We start from the raw sequence: 17,439 nt of genomic DNA on the forward strand, positions 1-17,439 counted from the left end.
CACGGGCGCGGGCGGACGGCATGACGGGGGCGACAGGGATGATCACGCACAGCAAACCGGTAGGCACAGCTCCGCGTCAAGGTCCGGTCCGCCGGGTGGCGCGTTTCAACTGGTCTGGAAGGGGCCGTTGTTGAGCGGTTCATTCCGGTTCGGACGGGGTTCGGGTGCGGATCGTAGGGTGGGCGCATGACGACATACGAAGACCTCCCGCCGTACCTGCTCGGCATCCCCGGGCCGCTGCGCGACCAGCTGGTGGCGACGGTGCTGAGCGGCGCGAAGACCGCGACGACGGGGCTGCTGCCCGAGTACGAGGCCGAGGGCGAGCCGCTGCCCGCGCCGGGCGACCGGGCGGTGCTGGTGGACTCGCAGGAGCGGGCCCTGGCGGTGGTGGAGGTGACGGACGTCCAGGTGCTCCGGCTCGCGGACGTGGACCTCCGGCACGCGCTGGACGAGGGGGAGGGATACACGTCAGTGGCCGAATGGCGCGCCTCGCACGAGGGCTTCTGGCACAGCGATCCGGTCCGGGAGGCGCTGGGCGACCCGGAGTACACGGTCGACGACGACACCCTCGTCGTGGCCGAGCGGTTCCGGGTCGTGGAGCGGCTCGCCTAGTGCTGTGGCCGGAATCCCGTCAGGCCACCGCCTCGGCGGCGGCGCGGCCGGCCGCGCGGCCCGAGAAGATGCAGCCGCCGAGGAAGGTGCCCTCCAGCGCCCGGTAGCCGTGGACGCCGCCGCCGCCGAAACCGGCCGCCTCCCCGGCCGCGTACAGGCCGGGCAGCGGGTCGCCGGAGTCGGTCAGGACCCGGGAGGACAGGTCGGTCTCCAGGCCGCCGAGGGACTTGCGGGTCAGGATCGACAGCCGTACGGCGATCAGGGGGCCGGCCTTCGGGTCGAGGATGCGGTGCGGGGCGGCGGTGCGGATGAGCCGGTCGCCGAGGTACTTGCGGGCGCCGTGGATGGCCGTGACCTGGAGGTCCTTGGTGAACGGGTTGGCGATCCCCCGGTCGCGGGCGGTGAGCTCCCGGCGGACGGTCTCCTCGTCGAGCAGGTCCTCCTTGGTGACCGCGTTCATGCCGCGCACCAGGGCGGACAGGTCGCGCTCGACGACGAAGTCGGCGCCGTGCTCCATGAACGCCCTGACCGGCCCGGGCACCGCCTGCCGGGCCCGGTCGATGACCTCGCGCACGGACCGGCCGGTGAGGTCGGGGTTCTGCTCGGAGCCGGACAGGCCGAACTCCTTGCCGATGATGCGCTGGTTCAGGACGAACCAGGTGTGGTCGTGGCCGGTCCGCATGATGTGTTCGAGGGTGCCGAGGGTGTCGAAGCCGGGGAAGAGCGGCACGGGGAGCCGACGGCCGGTGGCGTCGAGCCAGAGGGAGGAGGGGCCGGGCAGGATGCGGATGCCGTGGCGGGCCCAGATCGGGTTCCAGTTCTCGATGCCCTCGGTGTAGTGCCACATCCGGTCCTTGTTGATGTGGCGGGCGCCGGCGTCCTCGGCGATGCCCAGCATCAGGCCGTCCACGTGCGCGGGGACCCCGGAGAGCAGCCGCTGCGGCGGGGTGCCGAGGCGGGCCGGCCACTGCGCCCGTACGAGGTCGTGGTTGCCGCCGATGCCCCCGCTGGTCACGATCACCGCCTGAGCCCGCAGGGAGAAGGCCCCGACCGCCTCGCGGCTGCTCGCGGTGCCGCGTACCGCGGCGGAGGGCCGCAGGACCTCGCCGGTGACCGTGTCGAGGGCTCCGCCGGTGCGGGACAGCCCGGTGACGCGGTGGCGGAACTTCAGCTGCACCAGGCCCCGGGCCGCCCCCGCGCGGACGCGGCGCTCGAACGGCTCGACCAGGCCGGGGCCGGTGCCCCAGGTGATGTGGAAGCGGGGGACGGAGTTGCCGTGGCCGAGGGCGTCGTAGCCGCCCCGTTCGGCCCAGCCGACCACCGGGAAGAAGCGGACCCCGCGGGCGTGCAGCCAGGACCGCTTCTCGCCGGCCGCGAAGTCGACGTACGCCTCGGCCCAGCGGCGCGGCCAGGCGTCCTCCTCGCGGTCGAAACCGGCGGTGCCGAACCAGTCCTGGAGGGCGAGCGCATGGCTGTCCCTGATCCGCATCCGGCGCTGCTCGGGCGAGTCGACGAAGAACAGGCCGCCGAAGGACCAGTGCGCCTGGCCGCCGAGGGACTGCTCGGGCTCCTGGTCCAGCAGGATCACCGTGCGGCCCGCGTCGACGAGCTCGGCGGTGGCCACCAGGCCGGCGAGCCCCGCCCCGATCACGATCACGTCTGCGTCGTACGTCATGCGCAACTGCCCCCTCCGGTCGCCTGTGGGGCAGATCCTTGGCTACGGAGCGGTAACCGGTCAATGGCGGTGGTTGGATGAGCCGTGTGAGTGCTGATGACCGTGTGAGTGCTGCTGACGAAGTGCTGGACGTGGTGGACCGCGAGGACCGGGTGACCGGGCAGGCGCCGCGCGGCGAGGTCTATGCCCGCGGGCTGCTCCACCGGTGCGTGTTCGTGCAGGCCAGGGACGCGGCCGGGCGGATCTTCGTGCACCGGCGGACCGCGTCGAAGCTGGTCTTCCCCTCCCGCTACGACATGTTCGTCGGCGGGGTCCTCGGTGCCGGGGAGGGCTATGCCGAGGCCGCGCTGCGGGAGGCCGGGGAGGAGCTCGGGGTGGCCGGGCTGGCGCAGCCGGAGCCGCTGTTCAAGTTCCTGTACGAGGGCCCGGGCGGGGCGTGGTGGTCGTACGTGCACGAGGTGCGCTGCGATGCGCCGGTGCGGCCGCAGGAGTCGGAGGTGGCCTGGCACGCCTGGCTGTCCGAGGAGGAGCTGGCGGCCCGGGTCGCGGACGGGGTGTGGCCGTGGGTGCCGGACGGGCTGGAGGCGTACCGGCGGCTGTGTGCCTTCCGGGGCCTGCCGTAGGGCGGCGGGGCGGGGCGGCCCCCGGAGCCGCTGGAGCCGGGAGCTGCGGAAGCCCCGGAAGCCCCGGGAGCCCCGGGAGCCCCGGTCGTGAACGGGACGTAGATTGGCCACGTGATCGACTTCGGCAAGGATGTGCGCCTCTGGTTCGCGCCGCAGCGCGTACGGGAGGAGGGCGAGACCCCGGACTACCGGTTCTCGCTGGCCAACGAGCGGACGTTCCTGGCGTGGATCCGGACCTCCCTCGCCCTGATCGGCGGCGGTTTCGCGGTGGCCCAGTTCCTGCCGGACCTGCGCTGGGGCGTACGCGTCGGGATGGCGCTGGCGCTGCTCGCGGTGGGTGCGGCCTGCGCGCTGCGGGCGGTGAACCACTGGGTGCGGTGCGAGCGGGCGATGCGGCGGGGCGAGGACCTGCCGCTGTCGCGCTTCCCGGTGCTGCTGGGCCTGGGCGTGGGGCTGGTCGCGGTCGCGATGATGGCGGTGGTGCTGCTCGGCTGGACGGACCGGCCGTGACCGGCTCCCCCGCCGAGGGGCGCGACGCGGGCCTGCAGCCGGAGCGGACCCGGCTCGCCTGGCGGCGTACGACGCTGGCCTGCTCGGTGGTCGCGGTGCTGGCGCTGCGGCAGGCGCTGCGCGGGTCGGGCTCGCCGACGGAGGTGGTGGGCGTGTCCCTGATCGCGCTGATCTGGCTGGCGTTCCTGGGGGTGGCGCACCGGCGGCTGCAGCAGCTGGCGGCGGGCCGGCCGCCGGGGCTCGCGCCGCGGGCCGCGCTGGCGGCGGTGACGTGCACGGTGGCGCTGGCGGTGTTCGCCGTGGCGGTCATCGTCTGAGCTGTCGATCGGATGGTCCGATCCGTCCGCGCCACACGGGACACCAATGGGGAGGTAACGGGCATTCCGGGATGCTCCGCACTAGCCTCGGCGCCATGACGACCCTGCACCACGAGCACCCGACGCACGAGCACGCCCACGGCCCCGGCTGCGGGCACACCGAGGTCGCGCACGGCGACCACGTCGACTACGCCCACGACGGCCACCTGCACCGGGAGCACTCCGGCCACTGGGACGAGTGCGAACCCGGCGCGCACACCCCGCACGAGGACCACGGCCACGCGCACGGCGAGGGCTGCGGCCACGACTCCGTCCCGCACGGCGACCACCTGGACTACCTGCACGACGGACACCGGCACGCCGCGCACGAGGGCCACTACGACGACCACTGACGCCACGCCCGGCGCGCCCATCACGCCCCCCTCTCCCCCGGTTCCGCCACGGCTGGCAGGATGCTGACCGCCTGTCACAGCGAACCGGGAGAGCGCAGATGACCGCGGAAGAGCCGTACCTCGTCCAGCCCGCGGACGGGGTGTACGCCTACGTCCAGCCGGACGGCGGCTGGTGCCTCAACAATGCCGGCTTCGTCAGCGACGGGGGCCGCACCCTGCTCGTCGACACCGCGGCCACCGAGCGGCGGGCGCTCGCCCTGCGCGAGGCGGTCGCCGCCGCCGGGGTGCCGCTGCCGCGCACGGTGGTCAACACCCACCACCACGGCGACCACACGTACGGCAACGGCGTCTTCGCCGAGGACGCGCTGATCCTGGCGCACGACAACGCGCGCAGCGAGCAGCTCGCCGCCGGGCACCAGCTGGAGATGATCTGGCCGGCGACCGACTTCGGCGCGATCGAGATCACCCCGCCCGACCTCACGTACAGCGACCGGACGACCCTGCACCTCGGCGCGACGGAGGTGCAGGTCATCCACCCGGGCGTGGCGCACACCACCGGCGACTCGGTGGTGTGGCTGCCGCGGCAGCGGGTCGTCTTCACCGGCGACCTGGTCTTCGCCGGCGGCACGCCCTTCCTGGCGATGGGCTCGCTGGCCGGTTCCCTGCGGGCGCTGGAGCTGCTGCGCTCGCTGGACGCCGAGACCGTGGTCCCCGGGCACGGGCCGCTGACCGACGCCTCGGCGTACGACTCCACCGAGCGCTACCTGCGGTACGTGGAGGGGCTCGCCCGGGAGGGACGGGCGCAGGGGCTGACCCCGCTGGAGGTGGCGCAGAAGGCCGACCTCGGGGAGTTCGCGGCCTGGCGGGAGAGCGAGCGGCTGGTGGCCAACGTGCACCGGGCGTACGCGGAGCTGGCCGGCGAGCCGGAGGGGGCGCCGCTGGACATCCCGGCGGTGCTGCGGGACATGACCGTGATGAACGGCGGGACGCCGATCCTCTGCCACGCCTGAGCGCGGGCCGCGGCGCGGACCGGGGCGCGGTTGCGGGGCCGGGGCTCGCGCCGGCCGCCGGCCCCGCCCCCACCTCCGCCGCACCGCGCACTGGACGACATACCGACTGGTCGGCATGATGGCCTCCGGTGCTTCCGCCGTGCCCGCCCGGGCCGGCGGCGCGCCGGAACCTCGTCCCGTCACCGTCAACTCCGTACGGAGGTGCGCACCATGGCATCGGCGTCTGCCCCGACCGACCCCCGGGGCCTCGACCTGGAGCGGCTGCGCGGCCATCTCGACCGCGCCCGGCCCGGGCTCGTGGCCGGGGCGCTGCGCGGCCGGCTGATCGAAGGGGGCCGGTCGAACCTCACGTACGAGATCACCGACGGCACGGCCCGCTGGGTGGTGCGCCGCCCGCCGCTCGGCCACGTGCTCGCCACCGCGCACGACATGCGCCGCGAGCACCGGGTCATCGAGGCGCTGCACGGCACGGCCGTGCCGGTGCCCGAGCCGCTGCTGCTGTGCGAGGACGAGTCGGTGCTGGGCGCGCCGTTCTACGTCATGGAGTTCGTCGACGGGATCCCGTACCGCAGCGCGGGCCGGCTGGCCGCCCTGGGCCCCGAGCGCACCCGGCGGGTGGTCCTGGGCCTGGTGGACACCCTGGTCGACCTGCACGCCGTGGACCCGGCGGCGGTGGGCCTGGGCGACTTCGGCCGCCCCGAGGGCTTCCTCGACCGGCAGCTGCGCCGCTGGGGCAAGCAGCTCGCGGCCTCCCGGGGCCGGGAGCTGCCCGGCATCGACGAGCTGCACGGCGCGCTCGGCCGCGCCCTGCCCGACTCCCCCGCCCCGACCGTCGTGCACGGCGACTACCGGCTCGACAACGTACTGGTCGGCGGCCCCGAGGACACGGTCCGGGCGGTCCTGGACTGGGAGATGTCCACGCTCGGGGACCCGCTGACCGACCTCGGGCTGCTGGTGATGTACAGCTCCGACCTGGGGCTGGCGGATTCGCCGGTCAGCACGACCAGCGCCGCACCCGGGCATCCCTCGCCGGCCGAGCTGATCGAGCGGTACGCGGCCCGCTCGGGCCGGGACACCGGCGCGATCTCCTGGTACACGGCCTTCGCCTGGTTCAAGCTCGCCGTGATCCTCGAGGGCATCCACTACCGCTACACGCTCGGCCAGACGGTCGGCGAGGGCTTCGACCGGATTGGCGAGCTGGTCCCGGTCTTCATCGAGCACGGTCTGACCACCCTCCAGGAAGGCTGAGGCACACCCATGGACTTCGCATTCGACGCCCGGACCGAGGAACTGCGCACCCGGCTCCTCGCGTTCATGGAGGAGTACGTGTACCCGGCGGAGCCCGTCGCCGCCGAGCAGCGCGCGCGGCTGGCCTCGCCCTGGGACACCCCGGCCGTCTTCGGTGAACTGAAGGCCGAGGCGCGCCGCCGGGGCCTGTGGAATCTGTTCCTCCCCGATGCCGAGTACGGCGCCGGGCTGACCAACCTCCAGTACGCGCCGCTCGCCGAGATCACCGGCCGCAGCCCGCACCTGGCGCCGACCGCGACCAACTGCGCGGCGCCCGACACCGGGAACATGGAGCTCCTGGCGCAGTTCGGCAGCGAGGAGCAGAAGAAGCAGTGGCTGCAGCCGCTGCTCGCCGGGGAGATCCGGTCCGCGTTCGCGATGACGGAGCCCGAGGTGGCCTCGTCGGACGCCACCAACATCGAGACCCGCATCGAGCGTTCGGCGGACGGCTCGCAGTACGTGGTCACCGGGCGGAAGTGGTTCATCTCCGGCGCCATGAACCCTGACTGCAAGGTGTTCATCGTCATGGGCAAGACCGATCCGGACGGGGCCGATCCGCGGCGCCAGCAGTCGATGGTCATCGTGCCGCGCGACACCCCGGGCGTCGAGGTCCGCCGGGCGATGACCGTGTACGGGTACGAGGACCACGACCACGGCGGCCACGCCGAGGTGGTCTTCGACGGGGCGCGGGTGCCGGCCGCGAACCTGATCGGCGAGGAGGGCGCGGGCTTCGCGATCGCCCAGGCCCGCCTCGGCCCGGGCCGCATCCACCACTGCATGCGGCTGATCGGCATGGCGGAGCGGGCGATCGAGCTGATGTGCCGACGCGCGGTGGGACGTACGGCCTTCGGCAAGGAGCTGGCCGCGCAGGGGGTCGTACAGAACTGGATCGCCGACGCGCGGGTCACGGTGGAGCAGCTGCGGCTGCTGGTGCTGAAAACGGCCTGGCTGATGGACACCGTCGGCAACCGCGGGGCGCACACCGAGATCCAGGCCATCAAGATCGCCACTCCGCGGGCGGTGGTGCGGATCCTGGACGACGCGGTGCAGCTGCACGGCGCGGGCGGGGTGAGCCAGGACTTCCCGCTGGCCGAGCTGTGGGCGGCCGCGCGCACGCTGCGGCTGGCCGACGGCCCGGACGAGGTCCACCAGCGCTCGCTGGCGCACCGGGAGCTGAAGCGGTACCGCTGACCGGTCGGCGGTCGGCGGGCCGCCCCCGGCCGTGCTCCCGCTGCGCGCCGGCGCGTCGGCCGGCGCGTCGGCCGGCGCGTCGGCTGTCGTGGCGGCTGTCGTGGCGGCGCGCCGGCCGGCGTGCGGAGGTTACGGGCGCAGGGCGCGCAGCAGCAGGTCGGCGAGGTGGTCGGCGACCTGCTGCGGGGTGAGCGGGCCGTCCGTCCGGTACCAGGTGGACAGGTGGTGGACGGAGCCGAAGTGGTAGTCCACCACCAGGTCGGCAGGGGTGGCGGTGGAGAAGACGCCGGTGCGCTGCCCCTCCTCGATCAGCGCCCGGAACCGCTCGTGGTAGCGGCGCCGCTCCGCCCGCACCTGCCCCAACTTCTCCGGGCTGAGGTGGTGCATCGACCGGAAGAAGATCGCCGCGTCGTCGAGGTTCTCGATGGTGGTGACCACGACGTCGGCGGCGGCCGCGCGCAGCCGCTCCTCGACGGGGGCGTCGGAGTCGGCGACGGCGTCCAGGCGCTGCTGCTGCAGGCGCAGCATCCGTGCGTACACCTCGTGCAGCAGGTCGTCCTTGGAGCCGAAGTAGTGGTAGAGGGCGCCCTTGGTGACGCCGGCCGCCTCGACGATCTCCTGGACGGAGGTGCGGTCGTAGCCGCGCTCGGCGAACAGCCGGGTGGCCACGGCCAGCAGCCGCTGCGGCACGGGCGCCTCGTGCGCGTTCCCGGGCTCCGTCGTCCTTGCAGCCATGGCGGTGACCTTCCCTTCCCTGTTGCGCGGCCGGTACGGGGCCGGCCGGCGGCCGACGGCCGTTTTCAGCCGCGGTCGCGCAATTCCCGTCGCAGGATCTTGCCACTCGTCGTCTTCGGCAGGACAGGCAGGATCTCCACGAGGCGGGGGTATTTGTACGCGGCGATGCGGGCGGCGCAGTACGCGGACAGCTCGGCGGGCTCGGCCGAGGCGCCGGGGCGCAGGCTCACGTACGCCTTCACGCTTTCCCCGCGGTAGGGGTCGGGGACGCCGACGACGGCGGCCTCGCGCACGGCGGGGTGGGTGTAGAGCACGTCCTCGACCTCGCGCGGCCAGACCTTGAACCCGGAGGCGTTGATCATGTCCTTCTTGCGGTCGACGACGTACACCCAGCCGTCCTCGTCCATGAAGCCGACGTCCCCGGTGCGCAGTTCGCCGCCGGGGAAGGCGAGGGCGGTCTCCTCCGGCAGGTCCCAGTAGCCCGGCACCACCTGGGGGCCGCGGACGGCGATCTCGCCGGTCTCGCCGAAGGGCACCTCGGCGCCGTGCTCGTCGAGGATGCGGACGACGGTGTCGGCGCCGGGCAGGCCCACGGAGAGGGTGCCGGAGGCGGGGTCGACGGGGGCCTCGCGGTGCACGGGGACGCTGGCGCAGGCGGCGGTGGTCTCGGTGAGGCCGTAGCCGTTCTTGAGGCGGACGCCGAAGTCGGCGCGCATGCGGGCGACCAGGGCCGGGGGGAGCGGGGCGCCGCCGGAGGAGACCACCCGGAAGGAGGCGAAGTGCTCTGCGGTGGCGGCCGGGTGCGCGGCGAGGGCCATGAAGGCGGTGGCGGGGCCGACCGTGTAGGCGGGTCGGTGTTCGAGGAAGGCGTCGAGGACGACGCCGGCGTCGAAGCGGTGGGCGAGGACGAGGGTGCCGGCGTTGGCGAAGCAGGCGGCGAGCTCGCAGACCATGCCGGTGATGTGGAACAGCGGGGCGAGGGCGAAGTAGCCGGCGCCCTCGGCGAGCGGGTGCCCGGCGACCTGCCGCTGGGCGTTGTGGGTGAGGGCGCCGTGCGGGTTCATCGCCCCCTTCGGGGTGCCGCTGGTGCCGGAGGTGTAGCAGATGAGCGCGGTGTCGGCGGGGGTGAGGGCGGGGTCCGGCGGGGCGGGGTGGCCGCGGCGGGCGACGGTGGCCAGGTCGGCGGCGTCGGGGGTCTGCGGCTCCCGCCCGGGCGCGAGGACGCGTACGTCGTCTCGGGTCTGGAAGTCCCGGTCGGAGGCGGTCAGCGTGATCCGTACGGCCGTGCCGGCGGCCGCCGCGCGCAGGTACGCGGGCCAGGCGCGGGCCTCGCAGACCAGTGCGGCGGCCCCGGAGTCGGCCAGGACGTGCCGGGCCTCGGCCTCCTTGTACATGGGGTTGAGCGGGACGACGACCGCCCCGGCCTTCCAGGCGGCCAGGACGGCCAGCACGAAGGCCGGGGTGTTCTGCAGCATGACGGCGATCCGGTCGCCGCGGGCGATGCCGTGGGCGGCGAGGTGGCCGGCGAGGGAGTCGGAGAGCGCGTCGGCCCGGGCGTAGTCGATGCGGCCGTCGAAATAGGCCAGTGCCGTGCGCCCGGGGGCGCGGGCGGCCGCGGCGCGGAAGGCGTGCAGCACGGTGGGCGGCGCGGCGAGGGGGGCGCGCTGGGCGGGGCTGAGCAGGGCGAGCCACGGCTTGGCGGCGTAGCGGGAGCCGCCGGGCGCGGGCGGGTGCGGGGGCGGCGTCGGCGCGGGCGTGGCCGGCGGTGCGGTCACCGGCTCTCCCACTTCTGCTGGAGATGGTTCATGCCGCTCAGCCAGCGGTCGGGGTCCGTGGCGCGCGCGGCGTGGAAGTCCGCCACCTCGGGGTGCGGGAGGATCAAGAACCGGCCCTTCTCCATGCCGTCGAACAGTGCGTCCGCCACCGCCTCCGGCTCGATGGCGGTCGGTGCGAGGACGAGCTCGCCCGCCGAGCCGGCGGCCGTCAGCATGTCGGTGCGGACCCCTTGCGGGCAGATGGCGTGGACCTGGACGCCGCGGTGGCGGTAGGTCAGCGAGAGCCACTCCGCGAAGGCGAGCGCACCGTGCTTGCTGACACTGTACGGCGCCGCTCCGATCATGGTCAGCAGCCCGGCGGCCGAGACGGTGGACACGAAGCGGCCGCTGCCGCGCTCCAGCCAGTCGGGCAGCAGCAGCCGGGCGGCGCGGACGTGGGCCATGACGTTGGTGTCCCAGGCGGCCTCCCACACGGCCTCGTCGGCGAACGCGTCGCCGCCCGAGGCGAGTCCGGCGTTGGCGCAGTAGACGTCGACCCGGCCGCCGAGGGCCCGGCGGGCCTCCTCGACGACGGCGGAGGCGTCGCCGGGGAGCGCGATCGCGCGCCCGCCGATCTCGCCGGCCACGGAGGCGGCCTTTGCGGCGTCGAGGTCGTTGACCACGACGGTGGCGCCCTCGGCGGCGAAGCGGTGGGCGAGGGCGGCGCCGATGCCGCCGCCCGCGCCGGTGACGACGACTCGCTGGTCCTGGTACGCGCTCACGGGATCACCTTTCCTGGCGGGGCCGGACGCCGGGCAGACTAACCGGTCGGTATGTCGTGGCGGAAGGGGGCGGCCCCCTAGCGTGGCCGGATGACGGTGACTCGACGGGAGCTGCTGGGACTGGCGGGAACGGTGGGTTCGGCGGGGGTGGCCGGCGTGTCGGGTCTGGCGGGTACGGCAGGTGCGGCAGGTGCGGTGGGTTCGGCCGGTGCGGCGGGCCCCGACGGCTTGCCGGGGCTCACGGCCCGGGTGCGTACGGGCTTCGAGCGGCTCGCCGCGGACGGGTACGCCCTCCTCGCCGGGCAGCGCGTCGGGGTGGTCACCAACCCCACCGGGATCACCGCCGACGCCCGCCACCTGGTCGACGTACTCCACGGCGACGACCGGGTCCGGCTGGTCGCGGTCTTCGGCCCCGAGCACGGGTTCCGCGGGACGGCGCAGGCGGGCGGCTCCGAGGGCCCGGGCCGGGACCCCGCGACCGGGCTCGCGGTGTACGACACGTACGGCAAGAGCGGGCAGGGGCTCGCGGACGTGTTCACCGCGGCCGGCGTCGACACCGTCGTCTTCGACATCCAGGACGTCGGGGCGCGCTTCTACACCTACATCTGGACCCTGTACGACTGCATGCGCGCGGCCGCGCTGGCCGGCAAGGCGGTGGTCGTGCTGGACCGGCCCCACCCGGCGGGCGGGCTGCGGGCCGCCGGGCCCGTCCTGGAGCGGCCGTACGCGAGCTTCGTGGGCCGCGAGCCGATCGCCCTGGCGCACGGCATGACGGCGGCCGAGCTGGCGCTGCTGTTCAACGGGGAGTTCCTGCGCGACGCCCCGGTCCGGCTGCACACGGTGCGGATGTCCGGGTGGCGGCGCGGCTCCTTCTTCGGGGAGACCGGGCTGCCGTGGGTCCCGCCGAGCCCGAACATGCCGACCCCGGACACGGCCCTCGCGTACGCCGGCACCTGCCTGTTCGAGGGGACGAACCTCTCCGAGGGGCGCGGGACGACCACGCCGTTCGAGGTGCTGGGCGCGGAGGGCGTCGACCGGCGGTGGGCGGAGGCGGCCGATGCGCTGGGGCTGCCCGGGGTGTGGTTCCGGGAGGCGTACTTCACGCCGTCCTTCTCCAAGCACGCCGGGCGGACCTGCGGCGGGGTCCGGCTGCTCGTCCACGACCGGGAGGCCTTCGATCCGGTCCGGGCGGGAATCGGGCTGCTGGTGACGGCGCGGCGGGCGTGGAGCGGGTTCGCGTGGCGGGAGGACCACTGGATCGACCGGCTGACCGGCTCGGACCTGGTGCGGCGGATGGTCGACGCGGGGGCCGGGGTGGAGGAGATCGCCGGGGCGTGGGCGGTGGGGCTGGCGCGGTTCGCGGCGGTGCGGGAGCGGTACCTGCTGTACCGGTAGGCGCAAGGGTCTGGCCGGGTGGGGGCCGCAGCAGGATGCTGGACGGCACCAGGGACGCGGCGCGGAGGGGGAACCCATGGCGGCGGGAACGGGCAGAGCCGGTGGCGGTGCGGAGTTCGGGACCGGCGGCGGGGACCGGCCGGGGGTGTCCGGCGTCGGGGGCGGGGTCGGGATCGGGGTCGGGCCGTATGCGGAGCTGACCTTCGACGCCGAAGGGGACACAGACGGGGCCGGGGTGGCGGCGGTCGCGGCGATGGAGGCGACCGACCTGCTGGTCTTCGCCCACGGCTGGAACAGCGACCGCTCCGCCTCGACCCGCCTCTACGACCGCTTCTTCGCGCCCTTCCCGGGGCTGGTGGGGCCGGGGGTGCGGCTGGGGTACGCGGGGGTCTTCTGGCCCTCGATCCGGTTCTCGGACGAGCCGATCCCGGACTTCGAATCCCTCGGCGCGCTCGCGGAGCCCGGGCACGGGACGGCGCTGGACCCGCAGACCCGGCGGGCCCTCGGGGAGTTCTGGCCGGGGCGGGAGGCGCAGCTCGACCGAGTCGCCGAACTGCTGGAGGACCGGCCCGAGTCGCAGACCGCCCTGTCCGAATTCGGGGCGCTCGTAAGGGAGCTGGCGGGCGTCGGGGAGCCGGATGCGGCAGGGGCGGCTGGGGTGCCGGTGGCGGCGGCCGTGGCGGATGCGGTCCGGCGGGAGGTTCCCGCCATTTTCGTCGAGGACGTACGGGAGGTGTGCCTGGCCCTCGCCGCCGGGCTGGCCGCGGCCGGCGGGCCGGCGCCCGCGGCAGGCGACGGGCCGGGACTCACTGCCGGGGCGCGGATGCTGTGGGGCGGCGCCAAGGAGCTGCTGCGGCAGGCCTCGTACTACCAGATGAAGAAGCGGGCCGGGGTCGTCGGCGAGCGTGGGCTCGGCCCGGTCCTCGCGGAGCTGGCGGCGCGGCGGCCGGCCCTGCGCATGCACCTGATCGGCCACAGCTTCGGGGCGCGGGTGGTGTCGTTCGCGCTGCGCGCAGTGCCGGACGGCGCCCGGTACGCGGCCTCCCTGACGCTGCTCCAAGGGGCCTTCTCCCACTACGCCTTCGCCGACCGGCTCCCCCACGACCGGGGCCGCGGCGGGGCCCTGCGCGGCCTGCAGCACAAGGTCGCCGGACCGGTGGTGGCGTGCCACTCCGAGCACGACTCCGCGCTGAAGGTCTTCTATCCGCTGGCCTCCCGGATGGCAGGGGATTCGGCCGGACTGCTGGGCTTCGACGAGCGGTGGGGCGCGGTCGGGCACGACGGGGTGCAGGCGGTGCCCGGCGCACCGCGACTCACGCTCGACGCGGCGCTGCGCCAGGGGGTTCCGGCGGCCGGTTGCGTCAGTGTGGACGCCGCCGCCGTGGTGCGGCGGGGCGGTCCGCCCTCGGGGGCGCACAGTGACATCTGCCACGAGGAGCTGGCCCGGGTCGTGGTGGCTGCGGGGCGCATGGGGCGCTGAGTTCCGGCCATGTGCCACCCGCACGCCTCGTCCGCCCCCGCATGCGCCTGCACCCGGCCGGGCATGTTGGGCACATCTCACGGTGCGTCGTCGTCCGACGGAGTACGACGCCGCGGTGGGCGTGGGCGCGACGGAGGTGAAGGTGTGATGGCAGGTTTCCGAAGTCTGGCCTACCAGGTGCGGGACGCGCGCAACGACCGTGCCCTGCGGCGCCATTCGCTGCGCCGATGCCTGGAGCGGTTCGCACCGTACGGGCACCGGGCGACCTGGTGGCACCTGTGCGACCGGCACGGGATCGGCCCCGAGGACCGGGCGGTGGATCCGCAGCGGCTGGTCGCGGCGCTGGAGGAGCTGGAGGAGGCGCGGGCGGTCTGGCTGGAGTACGAGCGGCAGTTCGCGGAGCGCCGCAGGCGGGAGAAGCACCACGGGCTGCGGCGGCCGGAGTGGGCGTGGGGCGGCAGCGGGGACGCGGTGGTGCGGTGCGCGGATCCGGGCGTGCGGCCCGAGGGGACGCTCGGGGACGTGCTGCGGCGGCTGGTCACGGCGCTGGAGTCGGAGCCGGGGACGGGCTGCCCCGTCTGCGGTGAGCAGGAGCTGCACTGGCCCGCGCCGGTGCCGCCGCAGAGACGGGGGCGCGGGGCCGCTGCCGGTGGCGCTGCCGCGCACGGGTCGTGGGAGGGTGCGTGGGCCTGGGACGGCCCGGTCTGCGCAGGCTGCGGGATCGTGGTGCCCAGGCCCGCGCTCGCGGACTCGGCCTGGGCCCACGCCGCTCCGGCGGCCTCCGCCGCCGGGGCGGCATGACCCCGGACCTGCGGATCCAGGCCTCCCTCAACGGGGCGCGCGGCGCCGGCGACGGGGCGGCCGTGCCGCTGTCCCCCGGAGACGTGGTGGAGGCCGCCCGCGGGGCGGTGGCCGCCGGGGCGGCGGAGCTGCTGGTCCATCCGCGGACCCCGTGCGGCCGGGAGAGCCTGTCGCCGCGGGTCGTGGGGCCGCTGGTGGAGGCGTTGCGGGGCGCGGGGGTCTCCGTACCGCTGTCGGTGTGCGCGAGCATCGCCGCCGAACCGGATCCGGCGGGCCGGCAGGCGCGGATCCGGTCCTGGACGGTCCTCCCGGACCGGGCCACGGTCTCGTTCGCGGACCCGGGTGCCGAAGAACTGGCCCGAACCCTCCTGTCCCGCGGCGTGGCGGTGGACGCACTGATCCCCTGGCCCCCACTCGCCGACGCCGCCCCCACCCGGGCCCTACAGAACCTGACCCGCTTCCCGACCTGGTCCACGGGTGCGGCCGACACGAGCGGCGCGGGTGCGGCCGGGCGGTCGGGACGGGGGTGGGTTCGGGTGGTGGTTGAGATGGCCGGAGTCGAGCCTGCAGCCGCGGCGTGGGTGCGGCGGCTGGTGCTCGGGGTGCCGTTGGTGCTGGTCGGGCGGGACGGCGCCGCCTGGCCGGTGGTGCGGCTGGCCGCGCGGTGCGGGGCCGGGGCGCGGATCGGCGTGGGCGACGTACTGCACCTGCCCGACGGCCGCCCGGCACCCTCCACCGCCGCCCTGGTGGCAGCCGCCCTCGCTACGGCAGGGGCCGAGACCGCCGCCCGCGGCGCCGGCGGCCGCCCGGCCGGATCTCAGCCCTAGGCCTGGCCGCCGGGCAGCGCCGGGGTGGGGTCGACGGGGCCGGTCACCACCAGGTTGCCGTCCGGGGTGCGGCGCGCGAGGCGGCCCGTGCGGAGGTGGCCGTCCGCGGTGAAGCACCGCGCATCGTGGTCCGGCGCCCGGTAGTAGCCGCGCACCGTGGACGGGCCGCGGGCCAGGAGTTCGCCGGGCTCCCCGTCGGGCACGTCCTTGCCGTCGGCGTCGACGATGCGGATCTCGTCGTCGGACGAGAGCGGGCGGCCCTGCGTGGTGAGCACGGCCTCGTCCGGATCACCGGGCCGGGTGAACGCGAGCACCCCCTCGGTCAGGCCGAAGACCTGCTGGAGCCGGCAGCCCAGCTCGGGGCCGATCCGTTCGGCCGTCGCCCGGGGCAGCGGCGCCGCGTCGCCGCCGACCTGCAGCAGCCGGAGGCTGCTCACGTCGGCCGGGACCGTGGGGAGCGCGTCGAGCCAGAGCTCTGCGGTGTCGGACGCCACCGACGTGACGGTGACCCGCTCGCGCCCGATGAGCGGCAGGCAGGCGCCGGGTTCCGCGGTCTCGGCCAGGACGACGGTGCCGCCCACGGAGAGGGTGCCGACGATGCCGGGGCAGCCGAGGGCGAGGCCGGATCCGGCCCCGGCGGGCTGCGCGGCGAGGTACACGTCGTCCTCGGTGAGCGACACCAGCTCGGCGGCGGCCCGCGCCTGGCGGGCGTAGTCGTTGTGGGTCCGCGGAACGAGCCGGGGCGCCTCGGCGGTGCCGCCGGCGAGCAGGAGGAACGCCACCTGGTCGGCGCTCTGCGCGAGCGCCGGCTCGGGCGCGGCGTCGACCGTGCCGAGCGGGGAGTACTGGCAGCCGGCCGGGTCGGTCGTGAGGCCGCCGTACGGGGAGGAGGCGCCCGGCGCTTCGAGGGTGAACACCCGCCGCAGGAAGGGCCACCGGGCCGCGATGTCCGCGGCTGAGGCCGTGAGGTCGAGGCCCTCGTACGCGGCGGGGCCGACGTAGCCGACGGCCTGGGTGACCCGGACGAGCTCCGCCACCCCGGCCGCGGGGTGCGGGAGCGGGCAGAACACGGGGACCGTGGCGGCCCGCATCAGGGCGAACAGGGTGACGACGCGTTCGGGAACGTTCGGCAGCTGGACCACGACCCGCATCCCGGGCCGCAGGCCCCGCAGCCGGAACCCGGCGGCCATGCGGTCCACGCGCCGGTTCAGGGCCGCGTACGTGAGCCGGGTGTCGCCGTGTACGAGCGCGGTGCGCGGCCCGTACTGCAGGGCCCAGCCGCGCAGCAGGTTGTCCAGTGTGTTGCCGCGCCAGTGCCCGGCCGCCCAGTAGCGGTCGACGAACCCCTCGGGCCAGGGCGTGCAGCCGTCGAGCATGGATGTGCCCCCCTTGTCGGCGCCGGGGAGCCGCCCCGCCGCGTTGATCTTGGCCATCCCAAGGGTCCAAGGGCGCTGCGGGCAAGGCGCCTTCCCGACCATGGAGGCCGGATGCCCTCGGCGGAACGTCCAAGGGGCGCCGCTGACCAGGGGGTTCGGGCGGCCGGAGCGAGCGCTCCGGACGGCACCCCGCGGCGCGGCCGCCTAGAGCCGCGAGCCGGTGAGCTGCTCGCCGAAGACGTCGTCCGGGTTGGACAGTGCGCAGTTCTGCAGCGAGAGGCAGCCGCAGCCGATGCAGTCGGCCAGGTGGTCGCGCAGCCGCATCAGCTGGCTGATGCGCTGTTCCAGCTCCCCGCGCCACATCTCCGAAAGGCGCGCCCAGTCCTCGCGGTTGGGGGTGCGCTCCTCGGGGAGCTGGGCGAGTGCGTCGCGGATGGCGGCGAGCGGGATCCCGACGCGCTGGGCGGCCCGTACGAACGCCACCCGGCGCAGCGCGTCGCGGCTGTAGCGGCGCTGGTTGCCGGAGGTCCGGCGGCTGCTGATCAGCCCCTTGGTCTCGTAGAAGTGGAGCGCGGAGACGGCCGCGCCGCTGCGGGCGGACAGCTGGCCGACGGTGAGTTCGTGGATTTTCTCGGGAATCTGCGGCACGAGGCCGAGGGTAGTCGGCCCGGC

Annotated in this window: 18 protein-coding genes; 12 read left to right on the forward strand and 6 right to left on the reverse strand. The window is 75.2% G+C overall.

Annotated features, from left to right (window positions below; translation table 11 throughout):
* Positions 1-186 precede the first annotated feature (186 nt).
* On the forward strand, positions 187-612 hold the full coding sequence (locus tag AB0F11_RS17950; RefSeq protein ID WP_362174195.1) for an ASCH domain-containing protein: 426 nt from the start codon (positions 187-189) through the stop codon (positions 610-612).
* A gap of 19 nt (positions 613-631) precedes the next feature.
* Here AB0F11_RS17950 and AB0F11_RS17955 read toward each other — a convergent pair whose 3' ends face one another.
* Complete coding sequence (locus AB0F11_RS17955) at positions 632-2,287, reverse strand: FAD-binding dehydrogenase (protein WP_362174198.1); 1,656 nt, start codon at positions 2,285-2,287, stop codon at positions 632-634.
* A 104-nt stretch (positions 2,288-2,391) separates the two neighbouring features.
* Here AB0F11_RS17955 and AB0F11_RS17960 point away from each other — a divergent pair, with 104 nt between their 5' ends.
* The 7 genes from AB0F11_RS17960 to AB0F11_RS17990 all read left to right on the forward strand — a co-directional run bounded on the left by AB0F11_RS17960 (position 2,392) and on the right by AB0F11_RS17990 (position 7,617).
* Positions 2,392-2,910 (forward strand): NUDIX domain-containing protein, encoded by a 519-nt coding sequence (locus AB0F11_RS17960; RefSeq protein WP_362174201.1) that lies wholly within the window; start codon positions 2,392-2,394, stop codon positions 2,908-2,910.
* A 111-nt stretch (positions 2,911-3,021) separates the two neighbouring features.
* Complete coding sequence (locus AB0F11_RS17965) at positions 3,022-3,420, forward strand: DUF202 domain-containing protein (RefSeq protein ID WP_362174204.1); 399 nt, start codon at positions 3,022-3,024, stop codon at positions 3,418-3,420.
* On the forward strand, positions 3,417-3,737 hold the full coding sequence (locus AB0F11_RS17970; protein WP_362174206.1) for a DUF202 domain-containing protein: 321 nt from the start codon (positions 3,417-3,419) through the stop codon (positions 3,735-3,737). The genes AB0F11_RS17965 and AB0F11_RS17970 overlap by 4 nt, the downstream gene beginning before the upstream one ends.
* 95 nt (positions 3,738-3,832) lie before the next feature.
* A complete protein-coding gene (locus AB0F11_RS17975; protein WP_362174209.1) occupies positions 3,833-4,129 on the forward strand; it encodes a hypothetical protein in 297 nt (98 codons plus the stop codon).
* A gap of 98 nt (positions 4,130-4,227) precedes the next feature.
* Positions 4,228-5,139: an MBL fold metallo-hydrolase gene (locus AB0F11_RS17980; protein ID WP_362174212.1), complete on the forward strand. Its 912-nt coding sequence runs from the start codon at positions 4,228-4,230 to the stop codon at positions 5,137-5,139.
* A gap of 210 nt (positions 5,140-5,349) precedes the next feature.
* The gene (locus AB0F11_RS17985; protein ID WP_362174215.1) at positions 5,350-6,387 is read left to right on the forward strand and encodes a phosphotransferase family protein; all 1,038 of its coding nucleotides are present in this window, start codon (positions 5,350-5,352) and stop codon (positions 6,385-6,387) included.
* A 9-nt stretch (positions 6,388-6,396) separates the two neighbouring features.
* Positions 6,397-7,617, forward strand: a complete 1,221-nt coding sequence (locus AB0F11_RS17990) for an acyl-CoA dehydrogenase family protein (RefSeq protein ID WP_362174218.1) — start codon at positions 6,397-6,399, stop codon at positions 7,615-7,617.
* A 129-nt stretch (positions 7,618-7,746) separates the two neighbouring features.
* Here AB0F11_RS17990 and AB0F11_RS17995 read toward each other — a convergent pair whose 3' ends face one another.
* The 3 genes from AB0F11_RS17995 to AB0F11_RS18005 form a co-directional block, all read right to left on the reverse strand.
* Positions 7,747-8,352, reverse strand: coding sequence for a TetR/AcrR family transcriptional regulator (locus AB0F11_RS17995; RefSeq protein ID WP_362174221.1), 606 nt, complete (start codon positions 8,350-8,352; stop codon positions 7,747-7,749).
* Positions 8,353-8,417: 65 nt separating this feature from the next.
* Positions 8,418-10,034, reverse strand: a complete 1,617-nt coding sequence (locus AB0F11_RS18000; RefSeq protein WP_362174311.1) for an AMP-binding protein — start codon at positions 10,032-10,034, stop codon at positions 8,418-8,420.
* Positions 10,035-10,123: 89 nt separating this feature from the next.
* Positions 10,124-10,888 (reverse strand): SDR family NAD(P)-dependent oxidoreductase, encoded by a 765-nt coding sequence (locus AB0F11_RS18005; RefSeq protein ID WP_362174224.1) that lies wholly within the window; start codon positions 10,886-10,888, stop codon positions 10,124-10,126.
* 90 nt (positions 10,889-10,978) lie between these two features.
* Between AB0F11_RS18005 and AB0F11_RS18010 the strand changes: the two genes are divergently transcribed.
* The 4 genes from AB0F11_RS18010 (at position 10,979) to AB0F11_RS18025 (ending at position 15,391) form a co-directional block, all read left to right on the forward strand.
* Complete coding sequence (locus AB0F11_RS18010; RefSeq protein WP_362174226.1) at positions 10,979-12,283, forward strand: DUF1343 domain-containing protein; 1,305 nt, start codon at positions 10,979-10,981, stop codon at positions 12,281-12,283.
* Positions 12,284-12,359: 76 nt separating this feature from the next.
* Complete coding sequence (locus tag AB0F11_RS18015; RefSeq protein ID WP_362174229.1) at positions 12,360-13,763, forward strand: serine-threonine protein kinase; 1,404 nt, start codon at positions 12,360-12,362, stop codon at positions 13,761-13,763.
* 147 nt (positions 13,764-13,910) lie between these two features.
* On the forward strand, positions 13,911-14,564 hold the full coding sequence (locus tag AB0F11_RS18020; RefSeq protein ID WP_362174232.1) for a hypothetical protein: 654 nt from the start codon (positions 13,911-13,913) through the stop codon (positions 14,562-14,564).
* Complete coding sequence (locus AB0F11_RS18025) at positions 14,561-15,391, forward strand: 3-keto-5-aminohexanoate cleavage protein (protein WP_362174235.1); 831 nt, start codon at positions 14,561-14,563, stop codon at positions 15,389-15,391. Before AB0F11_RS18020 ends, AB0F11_RS18025 begins: the two co-directional genes overlap by 4 nt.
* On the opposite strand, the gene AB0F11_RS18030 is transcribed toward AB0F11_RS18025, so the two are convergent.
* Complete coding sequence (locus AB0F11_RS18030) at positions 15,388-16,824, reverse strand: AMP-binding protein (RefSeq protein ID WP_362174238.1); 1,437 nt, start codon at positions 16,822-16,824, stop codon at positions 15,388-15,390. The genes AB0F11_RS18025 and AB0F11_RS18030 overlap by 4 nt on opposite strands.
* Before the next feature lie 147 nt (positions 16,825-16,971).
* A complete protein-coding gene (soxR, locus tag AB0F11_RS18035) occupies positions 16,972-17,415 on the reverse strand; it encodes a redox-sensitive transcriptional activator SoxR (protein ID WP_361912349.1) in 444 nt (147 codons plus the stop codon).
* Positions 17,416-17,439: the final 24 nt, after the last annotated feature.

Origin of the sequence: Streptomyces sp. NPDC032472 (genome assembly GCF_040636955.1) — a bacterium.
GTDB lineage: Bacteria > Actinomycetota > Actinomycetes > Streptomycetales > Streptomycetaceae > Streptomyces.